Origin of the sequence: Actinoplanes sp. G11-F43, from assembly GCF_050589265.1 — a bacterium.
GTDB lineage: Bacteria > Actinomycetota > Actinomycetes > Mycobacteriales > Micromonosporaceae > Actinoplanes.
Window position 1 is genome coordinate 30,423 of the sequence record NZ_JBNZCE010000033.1, and the last position, 17,767, is coordinate 48,189.

Here is a 17,767-nt window from a genome sequence, read left to right on the forward strand (position 1 = left end):
ACCGTGTGCCGCCTCCGGCCGGGTCAGGCGTCGTCCCGGTCGGTGAAGCGCCACAGCCGCACCTTGCCGTCGGCGGCGGCGGTGATCAGGCGTTTGCCGGGGACGATGCGCAGCGACCACACCGCGCCGTCGTGCCCGGTCAGCGGTGCGCCCTCCAGGCTGCCGGTGGCCGTGCTCCACATCCGCACGGTCCCGTCGTCCCCACCGGTGGCCAGCAGGTTGCCGCCCCGGACGTACCGCATGGCCCGCACCGGCCCGGTGTGCCCGGTGAGCGGCGCGAGGGCGGCCCTGCGGGTGGTGGTGTCCCACACCTGGACGGTGCCGGTGTCGCCGGCCGAGGTGGCCAGCAGCTTCTTGCCGAGGCTGAAGGTGAGGGAGTAGACCGGCCCGGCGACGGTGGCGATCTGCGACCCGGCCGGGTCGCCGGTGGCCGGGTTCCAGAACCGCACCACGTTGCTGCCACCGGACGCGGCCAGCAGCCGGCCGTCGGGGCTGAAGCTGGTCGCGTAGACCGGGCCGGGGTTGACGGTCAGCGGTTCACCGATGGACCGACCGGTGCCCGCGTCCCACAGCCGGACCGTGTTGTCGGCACCGGTGGTGGCCAGGCGCCTGCCGTCCCGGGTGAACACCACGTTGCGAACGCCGCCGGCATGCCCGGTCAGGGTGTGCAGCAGCCGGCCGGTGGCCGGATCCCAGAGCCGGGCCGTCCCGTCGTCGCCGGCGGTGGCCACCGCGTCGCCGGCCGCGCTGAAGACCACCGCGCGCACCGGTCCGGTGTGGCCGGTCAACTGCCGGGTGGTCCGCTGCCCGGTGGCCGGGTCCCACAGTGACACCCCACTGTCCCCGGCGACGGCCAGCAGGTCACCGTCGGCGCCGAACTCGATGGCGTGGACGGTCCCGGTGATGCCGGTGATCGGCGTTCCGGCCGGGGCCCCGGTGACCGCGCTCCACTGCCGGACCGTGCCGCCGTCGACGGTGGCGAACTGTCTGCCGTCCGGGCGGAGCGCGATCCGGCCGTTCACTCCGGAGACGACAGCGCGGGGACGGACGGTTTCGGCGTCGGCCGGCCGGGCCTGCGCGGGTTGCGGGACGGCGAACCCGAGCAGGGCCACGGCGACGGTGCCTGCGACTTTCCTGATACCCATGTTCGTACGCTAACGGAGCTTTTAGTCCGTTTTTTACGGTTTTATTACTTCTTGACCTTGACGTGGTCACCCGTCGCGGACACCGGAGCGACCGTCGAGTTCCCGGTGAAGACCCAGCGCCAGTAGCCGGTCGCGGTGGCCTTGACCGTGGTCTTCAGGTCGCCCTTGGCGTTGGTCCGGACCGTCTTGACCGTCTTGTACTGGCTGCTTCCGGCCTTGCGGAACTGGAGCTTCACCGACTGGCCGCCGTACCCGGAGAAGGTGGTCGCCGCGTCGGTGGTCGCCCTGGTCAGCTTGCCGGTGACGGTGAGCGTGCGGTTCTTGCGGACCGGCTCCGGCGCCGCGTTCGCGGTCAGCTTCGCCACCTTGAGCAGGGTGACCGCGTCCGACCCGGAGGTGGCGGCGGCGGACGTCGAACTGCCGCCGAACGACCAGCGCCACTCGCCCGACCAGGATGCCGCGGCGGTGGTGCGCAGGGTGCCGTCGCTCGCGCTCTTCACCGTCTTGACCGTGCTGAAGGTCGCCGACCCGGCCTTGCGGAACTGCAACGCCACCGACTGGCCGCCGTAGCCCACGATCCGCTGCGTACCGTCGGCCTCGTAGTAGTTCCAGTCCGGCTGGGCGAGCTTGCCGGTCACGGTGAGCGTGCCGCCCTTGCGCGCCGGCTCCGGCGTGGCGTTCGCGGTGGTCAGCCGGGTCTGCTTGCGGATCGGCACCTCGTCGGCGGGCTCGCTGATCCGGTGGAACCGGGAGACGTCCCGGGCATAACCGCTGATGTCCACGATGACCGTGCTTCCGGCATCCGAATTGGACATGGCGGACGAGCCGAACGTCGCGGTGCCGGTGCAGATCGACGTGTCCGCGGCGGCCTGGACGCACTCCATGTTGTCGCCGACCGGGCCGTTCAGGAACTGGAAGAACGCGCCCTTCCGGCTCTTCAGCATGCCGTCCGCGAGGTCCACGCCACCGGACGGATCCCAGATCTCGGCGCGGACCGGCACCGTGATCTTCACCTGGGGATCGTGGCCGAGAACGATCGGCTTGCCGTTGTTGACCACCGGATCGATCAGGAAGTAGAGCGGGTGGCCGGCGGCCTGCGCCGGTGCCCCCGCGAACAGGGCTCCGGCGAGCGCGCCGAGGCCCAACAGTGCTGCACTGCGAATCACGAAGAAACCTCATCCCCCATGCGGTTGCGCAGATCCTACGGGGGATCGAGCAGATCGAGTACCGCGGCGACCTCGGCGGCCTCCCCCGAACCGATCTTGGTGAACAGGGCGAGTGCGATCCGCAGGTGCTCCACCGCGAGATCGGTCCGGCCCGCCGCCGACTCGGTGCGGCCCAGCCCGGCGTGCGAGTGCGCCTCGTCAGCGACGCTGTCGATCTCCTGAGCCAGGGCGAGCGCCCGCCGATGATGGTCAACCGCAAGATCCAGATCCCCGAGATCCCGGTACGCCGCCCCCAGCTCGTTGAGCGTCTCCACCTCGCCGCCCCGGACGCCGAGTTCACGGACCAGGTCGACGGCCTCGGTCAGGGTCTTGATCGCGGCGGCCGGATCGCCGTTCTCCCGGTGCAGTGTGCCCAGGAAGACCAGCCCGGTCGCCAGGCCGAGCCGGATGCCGCCCGCCCGGCTGCGCTCGACCGACAGGGTCAGTGCCTCGGCCGCGCCGGCCCGGTCCCCGGTGCGCTGCAGGACCGCGCCCAGGTGGCTCAGCGTGTTCGCCTCCCGGATCGGGTCGCCGAGTTCCCGGCACAGCGCCAGCCCCTCGGTCAGCACCTCCTCGGCCGCCGGGTAGTCGCCGCGCATCCGGTGCACGTACCCCAGGACCATCAGCGTCGACGCCAGCGCCGGCAGATCGTGCAGGCCACGGGACCGCTGCAGGGACCGGTCCAGCAGGTCGACCGCGCCGGCCAGATCGGAGCCCATGTACCGGACGACGCTCAACTGCAGCAGCGCGTTGGCCTCACCCCGGCGGTCGCCCATCCCGGTGTGGTGGCCGAGCGCCTCCTCCAGCATCACCTCCGCGCTCGCGTGGTCGCCGACCGAGTACCGCAGCATGCCGAGCAGCACCAGGACGTTGCCCTGGCCGAGCCGGGAACCCAGATCGCGGTAGAGGACGAGGGCGCGGGAGAGGGCCCGCTCGGCGCTGTCGTACCCGCCGCGCAGGCGGTGCGTGTCGGCGGCGCAGACCAGGGCGTACGCCTCCGCCAGCGGATCCTCGCGATGGCGTGCGGCGTCGGCGGCCGCCTCGTGGATCACCTGCGCCTCGGTCCACGGGCCGTCGGTCCGCAGCAGCCCGGCCAGGCTCGCGGCCAGCCCGATGAACCGGGCCGGATCGCCGGCCCGGGAACCGGCCAGGGCGGCCAGCAGGTTGGCCCGCTCGGCGCGGGCCCAGGCCAGCGCCGACGGGCTGCCGGTCAGCTCCGGACCGGCCCACTGCGACGGCGGCTCGGCCGGGGACGGCAGGGTGTACGGCGACAGGTACCGGCCGGCCGCGGTGGCGGTGTGCTGGTAGTAGTCGAGCAGCCGGGTCCGGGCCGCCCGCCGGGCCGGTTCCGGCAGGCCGGCGGAACGGGCCTCGGCGTAACTGCGGATCAGGTCGTGCATCCCGTAACGGCGGTACCCGACCTCGATCAGCAGGTTCTCCCGGTGCAGGGCGTCCAGCTCGCGCACCGCGTCGTCGGGCGAGCCACCGGCCAGGACGGCCGCCGCGAACGGGTCGATGTCGACACCCGGATGCAACGCCAGGTGCAGCAGGAAGTCCTGCCGGGCCGGGGGCAGGGTGTCGTACGACAGATCGAAGGCCGCCGCGACGGTGGCGTGCTCGGCGGTCAGCGTCAGCAGCCGGGCCCGGATCTCCGCCCGCAGGTCGGCCAGGGTCCAGACCCCGTGCGCGGTGTAGACCTTGGCCAGCAGGGAGATCGCCAGCGGCAGCCGGCCGGCCAGGGTGACCACCTCGTCCACCTCGGCGACCGGCTCCCGGCCGGCCCGCGGCGCCTGGTTCCGGAACATCGCCCGCGCCTGGTCCGGTGGCAGCAGGCCCAGTGTGAGGTGCCGGGTGCGGCCCGGCAGGTCACCCAGCCGGCGCCGGCTGGTGACCAGCACCGTGCACTCCGGGTTGCCGGGCAGCAGCGGCTTGATCTGCTCGCTGCCGGACGCGTTGTCGATCACCAGCAGGATCCGTTTCGCCGCCGAGCGGGACCGCCACAGCGCGGCCCGGCCGTCCAGCGACTCGGGCACCCCGCTCGGGTCGACGCCGTCCGCGGTCAGCAGCGTGGCCAGTGCGTCGGCCGGGTCGGTGGGCGGCTGGCCGGGGGTGTGGGCGTGCAGGTCGAGGAAGATCCGGCCGTCCGGGAACCGGTCCGCGAGCCGGTGGGCGGCGTGCACCGCGAGCGCGGTCTTGCCCACGCCGGGCATCCCGTCGATGGCGTGGATCGACACCGCGCCCCCGGTGGCGAACTGTTCCAGCTCGGCGACCCGGCCGGTGAACGCCAGGGTGTCCGGCGGCAGCGCCCAGCGGGTGCTCTTGACGGATTCGGCGGGTTTCGTCCGCTGCCGCTGCCGGGCCCGCTCCCACTGGGACCGCCAGTCGCGTTCGCTCCAGGCCGGCACGGTGACCCGCCGTTTCTCGGCCAGTTCGGTAAGCGCCGCGACGAACGCCCGCAGCTTCGCGAAGGTGTCCGGGGTCATCGGGTTCGCCGCCGACAGCCAGCTCGATATCCGCTGCTTGTCGATGTTCGCGGCGGGCGCCCCGGCCTCCGCCAGATTGAACCGGGTGTGTTTGGCGACCGTCGCGTAGAGCGGCTTCCCGGCGGCCTGGTAGAGCTCGGCGAACCGGTCCCGCAGCTCCCGCCGGGCGGGCACCGGACCGGTCATGCCGTCACGTGCAGACATGAGAAGTCCTGTGTTATCCGACCGTCAGAGCATTCACGACCTGCGATTTCGCCGCGGTACGCCGGGACGGGCTCGGTCATGTGCATCGCGAGTGGTCTCATGCTGATCACGACTTCCCTCTCTGCGGCAAGATCGAACGGGGGCCGCAGATCGGGATCGTCCGGCCGTCGGTGTGCCTTCCGCCGGCGGCCGGCACCGTGGTCGACTCCATCCAGGATAGACGGCGGTGGCTGCCTGCCCGGTGGCCGCGCGAGACGCTTCGGTGATCGCCTACTTCGTCCCGGGCCGTGGACCCGGAACGCCGTTCATCGAGTCAGCTTCTGCTTCTTTACCTTCGCCTCCGCCTGGTTGCCGTTCTTGTCCACAGCGGTGTAGAAGACGTACAAGGTGCCCTTCTTGAGGCCCTTGATCTTGATTTGCCAGGTGTTCTTCGTGGACGGCCGCACCACCACGGTCCTGGTCTTCTTCAGCGCCTGGTTGAGCGACTTGGCTTTGACCCACTTCTTGCCGGTGTAGTAGTACCAGCGGCTGCCGCGCTGCTCGATGAACGCGGCGCCCACTTCGGACGTGCCGCGACCGACGTCACGGACGGTGCCCTTCACGGTGCGCCAGGACGACACATACGACGGCTTCTTGGGTTTGGTGAGCCGGATCTGAGGGCTGGTCTCGTCGAACCCGGCGTAGATGTCCCCGATCTCCCGCCCGTAGGCCTCGCCCGCCGCGTTGGTCAGCATCACCCGCACCGACCAGCTGGTCGAGCTCTTGTAGTAGTGCTTGACCTGCTTGGTCGACGGGCTGACCGTGGTGTCCTTGCCGTCGCCCCACCACACCCGGACCTTGGTGACGCCGCGGGGAATGCCGGCCAGCGTGACCACCGCGGGATCGCCGATCCACACCTCCTTCTTGGCGATCTTGAAGGTGCCGGGCATCCTGCTCACGACGACCGTGGACGTCTTCGCGAACACACCGTCCGCCGAGTTGCCGGCCCGGTCGGTGAGCCGGACGGTGACCGTGTACTTGCCGGGGTTGTAGAACCTGTGCCGCTCCGACTTCTGGGCACCGTCCAGGTACGAGAAGTTCCCGTCGCCCCAGTCGACGTACTGACGGATGTCCTGCTGAGCGGTGACGTCGTCGGAGATCTCCAGCGCGGTCAGGGTGGCTTCCTGCCCGTCCCAGAGGTTGGTGAAGTCGAGCTCGTAACGCCCGGTCGGCGCGGCGACGTCCGGATCGGCCGCGGCGGTGGTGACCGGCGCTGCGAGGGCTGTCGAGGCCGGGCCGGCGGTGAGCGCCGTGATGGCGCCCAGCGCCACGGCGGTCAGTGCGGACAGCGCACGAAGCGGTAAAGAACGCATGGTTCTCCCGGAATGTCAGGAAAGGAGGGCCGGGCGGGATCGACATGCCACGGCGGCATGACGATACCGAAACCGATCAATACTGAATGCCCTCCCCAGCCTCTGACCCGACCGGGCGCCGGAAAACGCCGGGGCCGGCGGGCGGGCCGGGCCCCGGCGTCGTTCCGTACCGTCAGAAGTCGCCCTGACGGACGTCGTCGATGGTCACCCGCTCGACCGTGTAGTCGATGGTCCCGCCGGAGACGAACTTGATCGGCAGACCGGTCTCGGCGTTGATGGTCAGCGTCTCCGGGGCACCGGTGATGATCTTGTCGGTGGTCAGTGTGAAGACCGCCTGGCCCTGGAGCGAGCTCTTCTTGATCGCGACGTCCGGCATCTGACCGAGCAGGCGCAGCACGCCGGCCCGGACCATCGGGTCGCCGGCGCCGGTGATCAGCGCGTCCATCGAGTTGTTCCACACCCAGTTGTCGGTGAGGTTGCCGACGACGCCACCGGGCACCCGCTTGATCCGGGCGGCCTCGGCCGAGAGCGTGTGCCGCACCCCGGGCGCCTCGATGGTCGGCTCGACCTCGGGGTTCGCCGGCACGTACGCCATCGCCATCAGGCGTCGGCCCTCGGTCAGGTCGCCGGTCGCCGCCGCCTTGGCCGCCGCGACCACCTTGCGGCGGCCGTCCTCCTCACCGCGCAGCTTCCCACCGGCCACCTGCCCGGTCAGCGCGCCACGGGTCTTGGCGAAGTAGTAGTCGCCGTTGTCGGCGTGCAGGTCCCACACGTCGATCTTGCGGCCGTCCTTCTGCACCTGGCTGCGCAGCAGCAGCGTCGCGTCGCCGTCCGGCTGTGGGGCGTTGGTCAGGTAGGAGACCAGCTGGACCGTCGGGCCCTCCGCGGTCGCCGCATCGGCCGGGCCGCTCGTCGCCGCCGGCCGGGCCAGGTCCCGGGCCGGGGCCTGCGCCCCGCCGCCGTTGACCGTCACCGCGAGCGCGGCGACCGCGGCGAGCGCGAACGCCCCACCGCCGGTGGCGCCCCAGGCCCGGCGCCGGCGCTGGATCTGCCGGCCGCGGCCCTCGATCAGGTCGACGTTCGGGGTGTACGCCCGGTCGCCCGCGGCATTGCGCATGGCCGCGCTCAGACGCTGTTCGGTGTCGTGCGACATCTCAGTTCTCTCCCCTGTTCAGCACGGACTTGAGCTTGATCAACGCGCGGCTCGTCTGGCTCTTGACGGTGCCCAGGCTGCACTTGAGGGTCGCGGCGGTCTCCCGCTCGCTCAGACCCTCCAGATACCGCAGTACGACGGTGGCCCGCTGCCGGGCGGTCAGTGCCTGCAGCGCCTCGATGAGCTCGGCACGGTTCACCACGTCGTCGGACATGTCGGCCTCGGCGAGATCGACCGGATAGACCCCGGTCCGGCCGGCACTGTGCCGGTTGCGCCGCCACGAACGCCGTGACTCGTTGATCAGAATGCGCCGCACGTACGCGGACGGGCTGTCGGCCCGCTGGACCTTGCGCCAGTTGCTGTACGCCTTGGCCAGGGCCTCCTGCACCAGGTCGTCGGCCTGGTGCCAGTCCCCGCACAGCAGGTATGCCGTGCGGTGCAGCGATGCGGCGAACTCCTGGACGAAAACCCGGAAATCCTGCTCCATGCCGCTCGCCGCCCCGGCCGGTCGGTGCTTCATCACGGTCGTCACACGAGGGAAGACACCCGTACCCGGAGAGAAGTTGTCAGTGGTTCGAAAATCTTTCGTACTCCCGGCACCCCGAACCTGCCGGCCCGCCGGTCCGGCCGGGTCAGCCGGCCGGACGCGGGCGGAACCGGGGCGCGTCAGTCGATCAGGCGGGTCCCCGGAGTGGTTCCCGGCACGGCCATGATCTGCTCGAACGGCCGGATCTTCGTGGTGGTCCGGTCACCGTCCGGCCCGGTGGTGGTCACGGAGGCCTCGGCGTCGTCCGGGACCGTGGTCATCGCGAATCCGGAGGAGTCCAGAGTGACGGTCTCCGGAGCCCGGCCGGTCACGGTGACCGTCGCGGTCGAGGCGCCGGGTGCGACCACCGCGACCCGGTCACCGCGCCGGTCCGTGCCCTCGGCGTGCAGGCGCCAGCCGATCGGCCGCTCGGCGAATCCGGCGGCCGGCTGCAGCAGGTACCCGTCCAGGCGGCCCTCGGTACCGTGCGACAGATAGGTCAGCACACCGCCGTCGCGGACCCGCAGATGCCACATGATCGCCGGCTGGCCCTCGATCGTCCCGGTCCAGGGCACCGTCATGGCGACCTGGTCGGCGACCAGGCCGGCGTGGTTCAGGGCCGAGCCGACCATGTTCCGCAGGACGGTCAGGTCGAACGAGTGGCCGCCGAGCGCGGTCCGCAGCATGTCGTCGGTGACACCCCGGTACAGGTCGAGGTACTGCGGCTCGGCCCGGCTGATCGGGCTGTTCTCGTCCGAGGACCAGCCCGCGCCCACCACATTGTCGAACAGTGTCCGGCCGCCGGCGGTCACCGTGGCCAGGACCATGGCCCGCAGGGAGTTGCCCGGGGCCGGTTCGAGGCGGGTGATCGCGATGCCGTCACCGGGTTCGCCGACCTGCGTGCCGGTGGCGTGCAGCCGCCCGTCCGCGCCGTACTCCAGGCCGGACCGCATCGTCACCGTGCTGCCCGCCGGGCCGATCACCAGCGCGTATCCGGGGGCGGTGTCGCTGCCCCCGGCGATGGTGCCGACCAGGCCGGTCTCGCTCACGCCGATGTCGCCGAGCTCGTCCATCCGGTCCGGCGCGGCGCCCGGCGCCCCGGTGAAGGCCGACAGATGCCAGTCGGTCACACCGTTCTTGCGGTACGGCACGTCGGCGACGACGATCCTGGCCCCGGGCACCTCACCCGCCCACACCACGTCGACCTCGTCGGCGACCAGCTTCCAGTCCGGCTCGTTGCCGTGCTCCGGCAGGGCGGACCGGAAGCCGCTGAGCCACCCGCTGTCGGCCGCCAGCGGGCCTCGCGGGGGGCCCTCGGCCAGGCGTGCCGGGCCGCCGGCGTCAGCCGCCCCCGGCGCCAGCACGGGCACCGCGACGATGCCCGCCGCGGCCAGCACGGCCACCGCAGCCGTCGCGGTGAGGTACCGGCCGCGCCTGTGCCGCCGCTCCAGGTGGACGAACGTCTGGTACGGCTCCGGCTGCCCGGCCACCAGCCGCGCTTCGGCGTGCAGACTGTCGCGGAGCAGGGATTCCATGTTCGAGGTCACGATGCCCTCCCGGGCAGACTGGCGGTCAGCGGGACGGCGGTGGACGTACCGGGGGTCAACTCGTCGCGGAGGCGGGCCAGGCCGCGGGACGCCTGGCTCTTCACACTCCCGACGGAACAGCCGAGTGCCAGAGCGGTGTCGGCCTCGCTGAGATCTTCGAAGTAGCGCAACACCAGGACCGCGCGCATCTTCGGGGGCAGCCGCCGCAGCGCGACCAGAACCTGATGCCGGTCGCCGGACGCGGCGTACGGATCGACTGCCTCACCGGCATGGGTGGCCAGCAGCGGCACCTCGGGCACCCGCCGGCGCCGCCGCCAGGACGTGGCCGTGTTCACCATGATCCGGCGGACGTACGCCACCGGCGCTGCCATCGGACCCACCCGCGACCAGCGCCGATGTGCCTTCTCCAGCGCCGACTGCACCAGGTCCTCGGCGTGCCCCCGGTCGCCGGTGATCAGATAGGCGGTACGAACGAGAGCGTCCCGATGCGTCTCGACGAAATGCCGGAAGTCGTCGTCAGATCGCATCCGGCCTCCTCCGTCGGCTCCGAGTCGGTCCTGAGATTGTCATGCCGTTTAGAACGCCGCCTTCGTCCGGAAGGTTGAGACCGCCGTGGCAGCTTCTCCACCAGCCGGTGGACACCGGTCACCACCGCGCCGAGACCGAGACCGATCGCTACTCCGAGCAGCGGCATATCGGCGAACGCCGAACCCCCGATCAGACCCAGACCGATCATGTACGCCGCCCAGGCCGTGCCGGCCAGCACACTGAACGACCCGAACCGGCCCAAGGGCAGTGACACCGACCCGGATGCCCAGGTGGTCGCCGCCCGCCCACCCGGCAGGAACCGGCCGGTCAGGATCGCGACCCCGCCGTACCGCAGCAGTGTCTTCTCGGCCTTCGCCCTGGCCACGGCCAACTTGCCGGTCGTCACCCGGTTGCCCACCCGGCGGCCGAGCAGATAGGCGATCCGGTCACCGGTGACCCCGCCGGCCACCACCGCCGCGGCCAGCGCGAGAAGGTTCGGCGAGCCGGTGGCCGACAGCGCGCTCGCGCTGATCACCACCGCCTCGGAGGGCACGACCGGGAGGAATCCGTCGATCGTGACCATGACGAAGACGATCAGATACAACCACGGCGAGCAGATCACTGACATCAGGTTCTCCGGCACCGCAACACTATTCATCGATCCGCGCGCGCCGCCGGCCGCGATCCCGGCAAGGCGGCACGATGAGGGGAGCCTTCGCCGGCGCCCGATCGGTCAGGCGCGGGGCAGGGTGAGGGTGAAGGTGCTACCCACTCCGAGGTGCGACGACACGGTGATCGTGCCCTGCATGCGCTGGGCGAGCAGCCGGGCGTAGGGCAGGCCCAGCCCGGTGCCGGAGGCGGTGGTTCCGGGCAGACGCCGGTACGGCTCGAAGATCTGGTCGAGTTCGGCGGCGGACATGCCGGCCCCGGTGTCGGTGATGTCGAGCTCGATGTGGTCCGGTTCGCCACGCAGGGTGATGGTGATCGTGCCGTCTTCGCGGTTGTACTTGATGGCGTTGGACAGCAGGTTGATCAGGATCCGGTGCAGGTGGGCCGGGTCGGCGCGCACGGTCGGTGTCACCTCGGCGTCCATCAGTACGGTGACGGTCAGATGCCGCTGGTCGGCGAGCGGGCGGACCATCGCCAGGGCGCTGTGCACCGATTCGTCGACGTCGACCAGGACGGCGGGGTGGGGTGCGTGGCCGGCTTCGGCACGGCTGTTGTCGAGGAGTTCGTTGACCAGGTCGAGCATCCGCTGACCGCCCCTGATCAGGCCGTCCAGCAGCTCGCCCTGTTCGGGTTCGAGGTTTTCGTCGTGCAGCATCTGGGCGTACGCCAGCACGGATTGCAACGGCGTACGCAATTCGTGGCTGATGTAGGCGACGTGCTCCCGCATGAGACGGCGTTCCTCGCGGGCCTGCCGGCGCCGGCCGGCCAGGCGGGTGATGCCGTCGAGCAGCTCCCGCTGGGGTGCGGGCACCGTGAAGATCTCGTCCGCCGCGTCGACCACCGTGGAGGGCAGAACCGGGCGGTCGCCGGCCCGGGTGAGCAGCATGATCGGTGGCCGCTGGGCGTGTTCTCCGTCGGCGGGCCCGCAATCCGGGTCCGGCCGGTCCACCGCGGCGAGCGCTTCGAGAAGCGATCGTGGCTCGGCCAGGAGGACGTCGACCGAAGCGGTGGTGATCTCGGTGGCCGGCACGACCTCGATGTCGAAGTTGTTGTGGGTCAGGGCGTCCTCGATGATCTGCCGGTTGCGCCCGGCCGGGAGGAGCAGACCGATGCGGCTCATCGCGGTGATGACTCCAGCAGGGTGGGGGTGCCCTGCAGGATGCCGCGCATGTTCGTCAGGGCACCGCCCACCTTGACGCCGTACTTGGTGATCTCGAACTGGCGCATGGTCTTCTCGAAGTCGCTCATCCGCTTCTTCAGCACGCCCATGACCTTGCGCAGTTCGCCGTGGATCTCGATGTAGCGCAGGTAGACGATGTTGTCGGCGAGGTAGCTGATCTCGTTGTCGGTGGCCCGGAAGTCCCCGGTGATGTTGGTCGTCTCGTTGATCAGGATCGTGGTGACGCCCATGTTGCGCAGGTACTTCGCCAGCGCGTGCAGATAGGTCTGCGGATCTTCCTCCCGCATGCACATCCCGAAGCCGGAAATGCTGTCGATCATCACGATCCGGGCTTCGGACCGTTCCACCTCGTCGCGCACCATGTGCCCGAACTGATCCGCGGTGAAGCGCAGCGGCTCGATCTGGACCAGGGACAACATTCCGGCCTCGATCATCTTGCCGATCGGGATGTTGACCAGCTGCGAGCGATGCGCGAGCGCGTCGGCGCCCTCCTCGAAGCTGTAGATGACCGAGCGTTCGCCCCGCCCCGCGGCCTCCTTCATGAACTGCAGGCCCAACGTCGTCTTCCCCACCCCGCTGGGGCCGGAGATGATGGTGGCGGTGCCGCGTTCGATGCCGCCGGCCATCAGCTCGTCGATCTCCGGCACCCCCGAGGAGATCGTCTCGACCACGAACGGTTTGCCGTGGTCCTGCGGGGTCAGGCGGGGATACACGTGCATACCGTCGGAGTCGATGCTGAGACTGTGGCCGCCGCCGACGAACTCCGAACCACGGAACTTCGAGACCGAGATCGTACGCAGTCCGCCTCGGTTGTCCATGTGGATCACACCATCGGACATGAACTGCAGATCCGCGTCGCCGTCGGCGTCCTGACTCTCCGAGACGCACATGACAGTGGCCCCGGAGGTGATCAGAAAACGCAGCAGTGACAGCGCCTGCCGGCGGAAGTGGATCTGGTCCAGTGAGAGGTACCGCAGTTGGGTCATCACGTCCAGGAGCACCCGGGTGGGCCGGATCCGCTGCACCGCCTCGGTGATCGACTGGGTGGTCGGCTCCAGCTCCACCTCGGCCGGGTGGAAGACGTCGTACGACTGGCCCTCGGCGAACAGCGTCCCCGACGGCGCCAGGTCGAGGAAGTTCACACCACTCACGTCCAGGCCGATCGAGGCGGCGTTGACCCGTACCTCATCCTGGGGTTCGCCCTGGTTGATGAAGAGGGTCGGCTCACCCGCGGCGACACCCTGGTTGAGGAAATGCAGACCGACGGTCGTCTTGCCGCTGCCCGGCCCACCTCGCACCAGATAGGCCCGCCGGCGAAGCAGACCACCGTGAAGGATCTCGTCCAATCCCTCGATTCCGGTGAGCACCCGGTCCGTCACGAATGACTCCCCCGCACGTCCTTGATCCCTGCCCACACCATGACACGGAACCGGATCGCGGCGCGGCCAGATCACCCACAAGGTCCCGGTCAGCCTCCGGGCGATGTGCGGGGTCAGCGCGATCGGCACCGCCTTCCGCGAACCATCGTGCCCACGCCGGCGATCGACACCCGGCTATCCGGCGGCGCCCGCCGGACCGTACGGTCCGGCGATAAACTGTCCACTATGGTGCATATTTTCCCGGACGCGGTCGGTGCGCGATGACTCGAAGCATCCACCGGGCGCAGGCCGCCGACGCCGATGCCCTGGCCCACGTCCAGGCCGCGTCGTGGCGGGCGGCCTTCGACGGCCTGCTGTCCGCCGAGTACCTCGCCGGCTTGGACATCGCCGCCCTCCGCACCGGCTGGTCAGCCCTGCTGTCCGAGGCCCGGTGGCCGCGGGCCGGCACATTGGTGCTGCGCGAGGCCCAGCGAGAGGACATCGTCGGCTACTCACGCTTCTATCCCAGCGAGGACACCGATCTGGATCCGGCCCGGGTCGGCGAGATCGGCTCGATGTACACGGTGCCCACGGTGTGGCGCACCGGGGCCGGCAGCCTGCTGATGACAGCGGTTCTCGACGCCCTGGCCACCGCCGGATACTCCACCGCCAGCCTGTGGGTGCTGGAGGGCAACACCTCCGCGCGGGCGTTCTACCGCGCCCAGGGCTGGAGCCCCGACGGCACCCGCCAGATCACCCGGGGCGGCCCCGCTGAGGCGGTGAAACTGCGCTACCAGCGAGTAGTACCGCGGTACCACTCCTGAAGGGCACCGTGGGCGGATGTTCCCGCCGGTCAGCGGCCGTAGCGTCATACCCGACAGACAAGCGCAGCCACACACCAGGATAGGGAACAGCGACGATGGATACTCCGGCCGACAACCCGATCAAGCAGCCCGTCACCCCCGCCGTCAGGGACTCCCGAGAGTCCGCGGCGAATCGGCTCAGGCCGGGGCCGCGCGGCCGCGTGTTCCAGACGTGTGCCGCCGTGACAATCATGGTGCTGTCCGCCCTGATCTGGTACGCGTGGCTGGGCTGGGACACCGAACGCCAACTCAATCCCGCCACCGGCGAGTACACCGGCCCGTACGAGGCATGGCAGATCGTCGGCGTCGGGGCATCACTACTGATTCTGCTGGTAGGCGCCCTGTGGGCCGGGACGCGCGAGGTACTGGCGGCGGCAGCCCTGACCGTCGGATTCACCGTCGCCTGGACCGCCGATGCGGCACGCATCGACGACAGCGGCCTGTACGCGGTCGGCGCGGTCCTGCTGTTCGCCGGATTGAGCGCGGTGTCCGGAGTGATCTCCGCGATCGCGTTCGGCATCCGTGACCGTCGCGCGCCTCGCGCCGTCGCCACCCCGAGCGCCGGAGCCTGAGGCATCTTCTACTGCCATCCCGGCCGGCAGGCGAAGGCAGTCGTCATACGTGAGGACCTCCTCGGGCGACACCCTCAACGCCACGACCATCGGCAGCTGGGTGTACGTGACCTTCACCTGACAGCCCCGGGGCCCGGTGGGTGCTGCCGCAAGGGCGGCACCCACCGGCCGCAGCCCGACACACCCGCAACCGCATCATCAAGTACGCACGCCGGCCACTTCGTTGATATCGCCGGCCTCCAAGACGCGCGGCGAGGCACCGTCACGGGCTGTGGCGAGCATGGCTTCGCCCAGGATCAGGCTGGTGGTGACGAACCGCGGCGCGACGCGGCGCAGCACCGGGTAGAGCGGTGTGAGGACCCTGTACATGAGCACGTACCAGGTCGTTTTCGCCTTGCCGCCGGGCAACGGCAGGACGAAGGCGGGCCGGAACATGTACGCGCTCGGTGACATCGTCAGCAGGGTGTTCTCCAGTTCGCCCTTGACTCTGGCCCACATCATGCGGGTCTTGCCGGTGCCGTCGGCGCCGATTCCGGAGACATAGCAGAAGGCCATTTCCGGGTTGGCGGCCAGAAGTGTCCGGGCGGCGGCGAGAGTGAAATCCACGGTGACGGCCCGGTACGCCTGCTCGCTCATGCCCAGAGCCGAGACGCCGAGGCAGAAGAAGCAGGCGTCGTATCCGGTGACCCGGTCCGCGATTCCGGTGAAGTCGGTGAAGTCGGCGTGCTGGATCTCGCGCAGCTTCGGGTGGGTGCGGCCGGTCGGCGAGCGGCCGACGACCAGGACCTCGGTGACGGTGTCGTCGCGCAGACAGGCTTCCAGAGTTCCTTGGCCCACCATGCCGGTGGCGCCGAAAACGATGACGCGCATGCGGTCTCCTTGATGTGCGCCGGCGCTATCCCCGTACCTGTGATCAGGGGAGCGGCATGTTGTTGATGGAGTCGACGGTGTCGGCGTCGCGGATGTCGTACGCCGGTCCGGTCTTGCCGTCGAGGGCCGTGATGCGCGCCATGTCGGCGTCGGTGAGCTCGAAGTCGAAGACGGCGAGGTTCTCGCGGATACGCTGCGGCTTGGTGGATTTCACGACCGTCGGCACCAGGCGTTGCGTCAGCCAGCGGAGCACGATCTGAGCAGCGGATTTGTCGTACGCGCCGGCCAGTTCGGTGAGCACCGGGTTCCTGAGCAGGTCGTACTGGCCCTGCGCCAGCGGACCCCAGGCCGCGATCTGCACGGTGCGCTTGCGCATGGCCCGCTCGTCGGCGATGCGCTGGAAGTACGGGTGCGTCTCGACCTGGTCGACGGCCGGGACGATCTGATTGTGGGCGATGAGGTCGGTGAGCCGGTCGGGGTGGAAGTTGGAGACGCCGATGGCGCGTACCAAGCCCTGCTGATAGGCGGCCTCCAGCGCGCGCCAGGTGCCGTAATAGTCGCCGTACGGTGTATGGATCAGAACCAGGTCGAGCTGTTCGAGGCCGAGCTTGCCCAGTGACCTTTCGAACGCGCGCTTGGCGGGTTCCTCACCGGCGTCCTGAATCCAGGAAAGCTTCGTCGTGATGAACAGTTCCTCGCGCGGGATGCCACTGGCGGCGATCGCGCGACCGACGGCCTCTTCGTTCTGATAAGCCGCCGCCGTGTCGATCGAACGGTAGCCGGCCTCGAGCGCCTCGAGGACAGCTCGCTCGGTGTCCTCCGGCGGAATCTGAAAGACGCCGAAGCCCAGCAGAGGCATCTCGACGCCGTTGTTCAAGGTGATGGACGGAACCCTGCTCATGATCGCATTCCTCGTGACCTGTCGTGGTTGTTCCTGCCCCTCCAGCAGAGCTCAGGATGCGGCCCGGGTGAGAGTCCCCGACCTGACAGGTACCGGCAGGGACCCCCAGAAACCGGCGCCGATCAGCTTTCGCCTTCCGTGCCGGTGCTGGTCACGGCCCAACTGGCCAGCACCGTCAAAGCGTCAGCGGCGGCGCTGCCCGGCTCGGCACTGTGGACCGCGATCTGAAGGCCGCTGTCGCCCGGAAGGGACAGCACCTCGAAGTCGAGGACGAGCTCGCCGACGATCGGGTGCCGTAAGTGTTTGCTGCCGTCGCGGAAGGCGTACACGTCGCGTGCGGCCCACAAGACCCGGAACGTCTCGCTACCGGTCGACAATTCACCGATCAAATTCGACAGTTGCCGGTCGTACGGGTTCTTGGCCGCCTCTGCCCGGAAATGCCCGACGGCGCTACGGGCGATACGGTCGTAGTCGACGAAGAAATGCCGGGCGGCCGGGCTCAGAAACACGAACCGCGCCATGTTCCTGCCGTAGGCCGAATCGGCGTAAAGGTCGGTCAACAAGGCTCGGCCGAGCGAGTTGGTCACCAGCACATCAAGGCGATTATTATTGACGTACGCCGGCATGCCGGGCATTCCCTCGACCATCCGCACCACCGACGGCCGCACCGCCGGGGCCACGGCACGCGCACTCGCCCGGGATCGCGGGGCAGCCGCCGCCCGCACCAGATGACGCAGGTGGGCCTGTTCGAACTCGTCCAGCCGCAGCGCCCGGGCCAGCGCGTCCAAGACGTTCTCGGACACGCCGCCCACGTTGCCACGCTCCAGCCGGGTGTAATACTCGGCGCTCACCCCGGCCAGCTGAGCGACCTCCCCACGCCGCAGCCCCGGCACCCGCCGCTCACCGTAGGACTGCACGCCCGCCTCCTCCGGCGTGATCTTGTCGCGGCGCGACTTGAGAAAAGCGCTGATCTCCGCCCGGCTGTCCACGATCCCAGCGTAGGCAGGCGCTCCTCCTGGTCTGGCGGCGCGGCAGGTCGTGGATGAGCTGGTCGGTGCGACTCTCCGTGGGTGAGATCGCCACCGTGCACGCGATCATCGCGTCGCCGGCGAGTAGACCAACCTGCTCACCCTACGCCGAGATACCGCAATATCTATTGAGACGCATCGCTGTCAATGGGAACGCTCAAAATAGTGCTCCGTCTACAGTGG

The 17,767-nt window shown here is 69.8% G+C and carries 16 protein-coding genes; 2 read left to right on the forward strand and 14 right to left on the reverse strand.

The window, feature by feature from the left end; translation table 11 throughout:
- Positions 1–23 precede the first annotated feature (23 nt).
- The 11 genes from ACQ0O7_RS34180 to ACQ0O7_RS34230 form a co-directional block, all read right to left on the reverse strand.
- Entirely contained in the window at positions 24–1,145 is a 1,122-nt protein-coding gene (locus ACQ0O7_RS34180; RefSeq protein WP_430788443.1) for a WD40 repeat domain-containing protein, read from the reverse strand.
- A gap of 44 nt (positions 1,146–1,189) precedes the next feature.
- Entirely contained in the window at positions 1,190–2,311 is a 1,122-nt protein-coding gene (locus tag ACQ0O7_RS34185; RefSeq protein WP_430788445.1) for a hypothetical protein, read from the reverse strand.
- 35 nt (positions 2,312–2,346) lie between these two features.
- Complete coding sequence (locus ACQ0O7_RS34190) at positions 2,347–5,037, reverse strand: ATP-binding protein (protein ID WP_430788447.1); 2,691 nt, start codon at positions 5,035–5,037, stop codon at positions 2,347–2,349.
- 305 nt (positions 5,038–5,342) lie between these two features.
- A complete protein-coding gene (locus ACQ0O7_RS34195) occupies positions 5,343–6,389 on the reverse strand; it encodes a hypothetical protein (RefSeq protein WP_430788449.1) in 1,047 nt (348 codons plus the stop codon).
- A 172-nt stretch (positions 6,390–6,561) separates the two neighbouring features.
- The gene (locus ACQ0O7_RS34200; protein ID WP_430788451.1) at positions 6,562–7,542 is read right to left on the reverse strand and encodes a hypothetical protein; all 981 of its coding nucleotides are present in this window, start codon (positions 7,540–7,542) and stop codon (positions 6,562–6,564) included.
- Position 7,543: 1 nt separating this feature from the next.
- Positions 7,544–8,074 (reverse strand): SigE family RNA polymerase sigma factor, encoded by a 531-nt coding sequence (locus ACQ0O7_RS34205; protein WP_430788453.1) that lies wholly within the window; start codon positions 8,072–8,074, stop codon positions 7,544–7,546.
- A 134-nt stretch (positions 8,075–8,208) separates the two neighbouring features.
- Complete coding sequence (locus tag ACQ0O7_RS34210) at positions 8,209–9,615, reverse strand: hypothetical protein (protein ID WP_430788455.1); 1,407 nt, start codon at positions 9,613–9,615, stop codon at positions 8,209–8,211.
- Positions 9,612–10,142 carry a SigE family RNA polymerase sigma factor gene (locus ACQ0O7_RS34215; protein WP_430788457.1) on the reverse strand — a complete coding sequence of 177 codons (531 nt, stop codon included), beginning with the start codon at positions 10,140–10,142 and terminating at the stop codon, positions 9,612–9,614. The genes ACQ0O7_RS34210 and ACQ0O7_RS34215 overlap by 4 nt, the downstream gene beginning before the upstream one ends.
- Positions 10,070–10,786, reverse strand: coding sequence for a DedA family protein (locus ACQ0O7_RS34220; RefSeq protein WP_430788459.1), 717 nt, complete (start codon positions 10,784–10,786; stop codon positions 10,070–10,072). The genes ACQ0O7_RS34215 and ACQ0O7_RS34220 overlap by 73 nt, the downstream gene beginning before the upstream one ends.
- A gap of 90 nt (positions 10,787–10,876) precedes the next feature.
- Positions 10,877–11,932 (reverse strand): sensor histidine kinase, encoded by a 1,056-nt coding sequence (locus ACQ0O7_RS34225; protein WP_430788461.1) that lies wholly within the window; start codon positions 11,930–11,932, stop codon positions 10,877–10,879.
- Complete coding sequence (locus ACQ0O7_RS34230) at positions 11,929–13,371, reverse strand: ATPase domain-containing protein (protein ID WP_430788463.1); 1,443 nt, start codon at positions 13,369–13,371, stop codon at positions 11,929–11,931. The genes ACQ0O7_RS34225 and ACQ0O7_RS34230 overlap by 4 nt, the downstream gene beginning before the upstream one ends.
- A gap of 260 nt (positions 13,372–13,631) precedes the next feature.
- Here ACQ0O7_RS34230 and ACQ0O7_RS34235 point away from each other — a divergent pair, with 260 nt between their 5' ends.
- Both ACQ0O7_RS34235 and ACQ0O7_RS34240 read left to right on the forward strand, forming a co-directional pair.
- Positions 13,632–14,174 (forward strand): GNAT family N-acetyltransferase, encoded by a 543-nt coding sequence (locus ACQ0O7_RS34235; RefSeq protein ID WP_430788465.1) that lies wholly within the window; start codon positions 13,632–13,634, stop codon positions 14,172–14,174.
- A 230-nt stretch (positions 14,175–14,404) separates the two neighbouring features.
- A complete protein-coding gene (locus ACQ0O7_RS34240; RefSeq protein ID WP_430788495.1) occupies positions 14,405–14,785 on the forward strand; it encodes a hypothetical protein in 381 nt (126 codons plus the stop codon).
- A 198-nt stretch (positions 14,786–14,983) separates the two neighbouring features.
- Here ACQ0O7_RS34240 and ACQ0O7_RS34245 read toward each other — a convergent pair whose 3' ends face one another.
- The 3 genes from ACQ0O7_RS34245 to ACQ0O7_RS34255 form a co-directional block, all read right to left on the reverse strand.
- Entirely contained in the window at positions 14,984–15,655 is a 672-nt protein-coding gene (locus tag ACQ0O7_RS34245) for an NAD-dependent epimerase/dehydratase family protein (RefSeq protein WP_430788467.1), read from the reverse strand.
- Positions 15,656–15,698: 43 nt separating this feature from the next.
- Positions 15,699–16,556 carry an aldo/keto reductase gene (locus ACQ0O7_RS34250; protein ID WP_430788469.1) on the reverse strand — a complete coding sequence of 286 codons (858 nt, stop codon included), beginning with the start codon at positions 16,554–16,556 and terminating at the stop codon, positions 15,699–15,701.
- A gap of 122 nt (positions 16,557–16,678) precedes the next feature.
- On the reverse strand, positions 16,679–17,545 hold the full coding sequence (locus ACQ0O7_RS34255) for a helix-turn-helix transcriptional regulator (RefSeq protein WP_430788471.1): 867 nt from the start codon (positions 17,543–17,545) through the stop codon (positions 16,679–16,681).
- Positions 17,546–17,767: the final 222 nt, after the last annotated feature.

Bases quoted from the DNA above. Each gene is read 5' to 3' on its own strand.
- ACQ0O7_RS34180 (WP_430788443.1), bottom strand. From the start codon at position 1,145: ATGGGTATCAGGAAAGTCGCAGGCACCGTCGCCGTGGCCCTGCTCGGG.
- ACQ0O7_RS34190 (WP_430788447.1), bottom strand. From the start codon at position 5,037: ATGTCTGCACGTGACGGCATGACCGGTCCGGTGCCCGCCCGGCGGGAG.
- ACQ0O7_RS34195 (WP_430788449.1), bottom strand. From the start codon at position 6,389: ATGCGTTCTTTACCGCTTCGTGCGCTGTCCGCACTGACCGCCGTGGCG.
- ACQ0O7_RS34200 (WP_430788451.1), bottom strand. From the start codon at position 7,542: ATGTCGCACGACACCGAACAGCGTCTGAGCGCGGCCATGCGCAATGCC.
- ACQ0O7_RS34215 (WP_430788457.1), bottom strand. From the start codon at position 10,142: ATGCGATCTGACGACGACTTCCGGCATTTCGTCGAGACGCATCGGGAC.
- ACQ0O7_RS34225 (WP_430788461.1), bottom strand. From the start codon at position 11,932: ATGAGCCGCATCGGTCTGCTCCTCCCGGCCGGGCGCAACCGGCAGATC.
- ACQ0O7_RS34235 (WP_430788465.1), top strand. From the start codon at position 13,632: ATGACTCGAAGCATCCACCGGGCGCAGGCCGCCGACGCCGATGCCCTG.
- ACQ0O7_RS34240 (WP_430788495.1), top strand. From the start codon at position 14,405: ATGGTGCTGTCCGCCCTGATCTGGTACGCGTGGCTGGGCTGGGACACC.
- ACQ0O7_RS34245 (WP_430788467.1), bottom strand. From the start codon at position 15,655: ATGCGCGTCATCGTTTTCGGCGCCACCGGCATGGTGGGCCAAGGAACT.
- ACQ0O7_RS34250 (WP_430788469.1), bottom strand. From the start codon at position 16,556: ATGAGCAGGGTTCCGTCCATCACCTTGAACAACGGCGTCGAGATGCCT.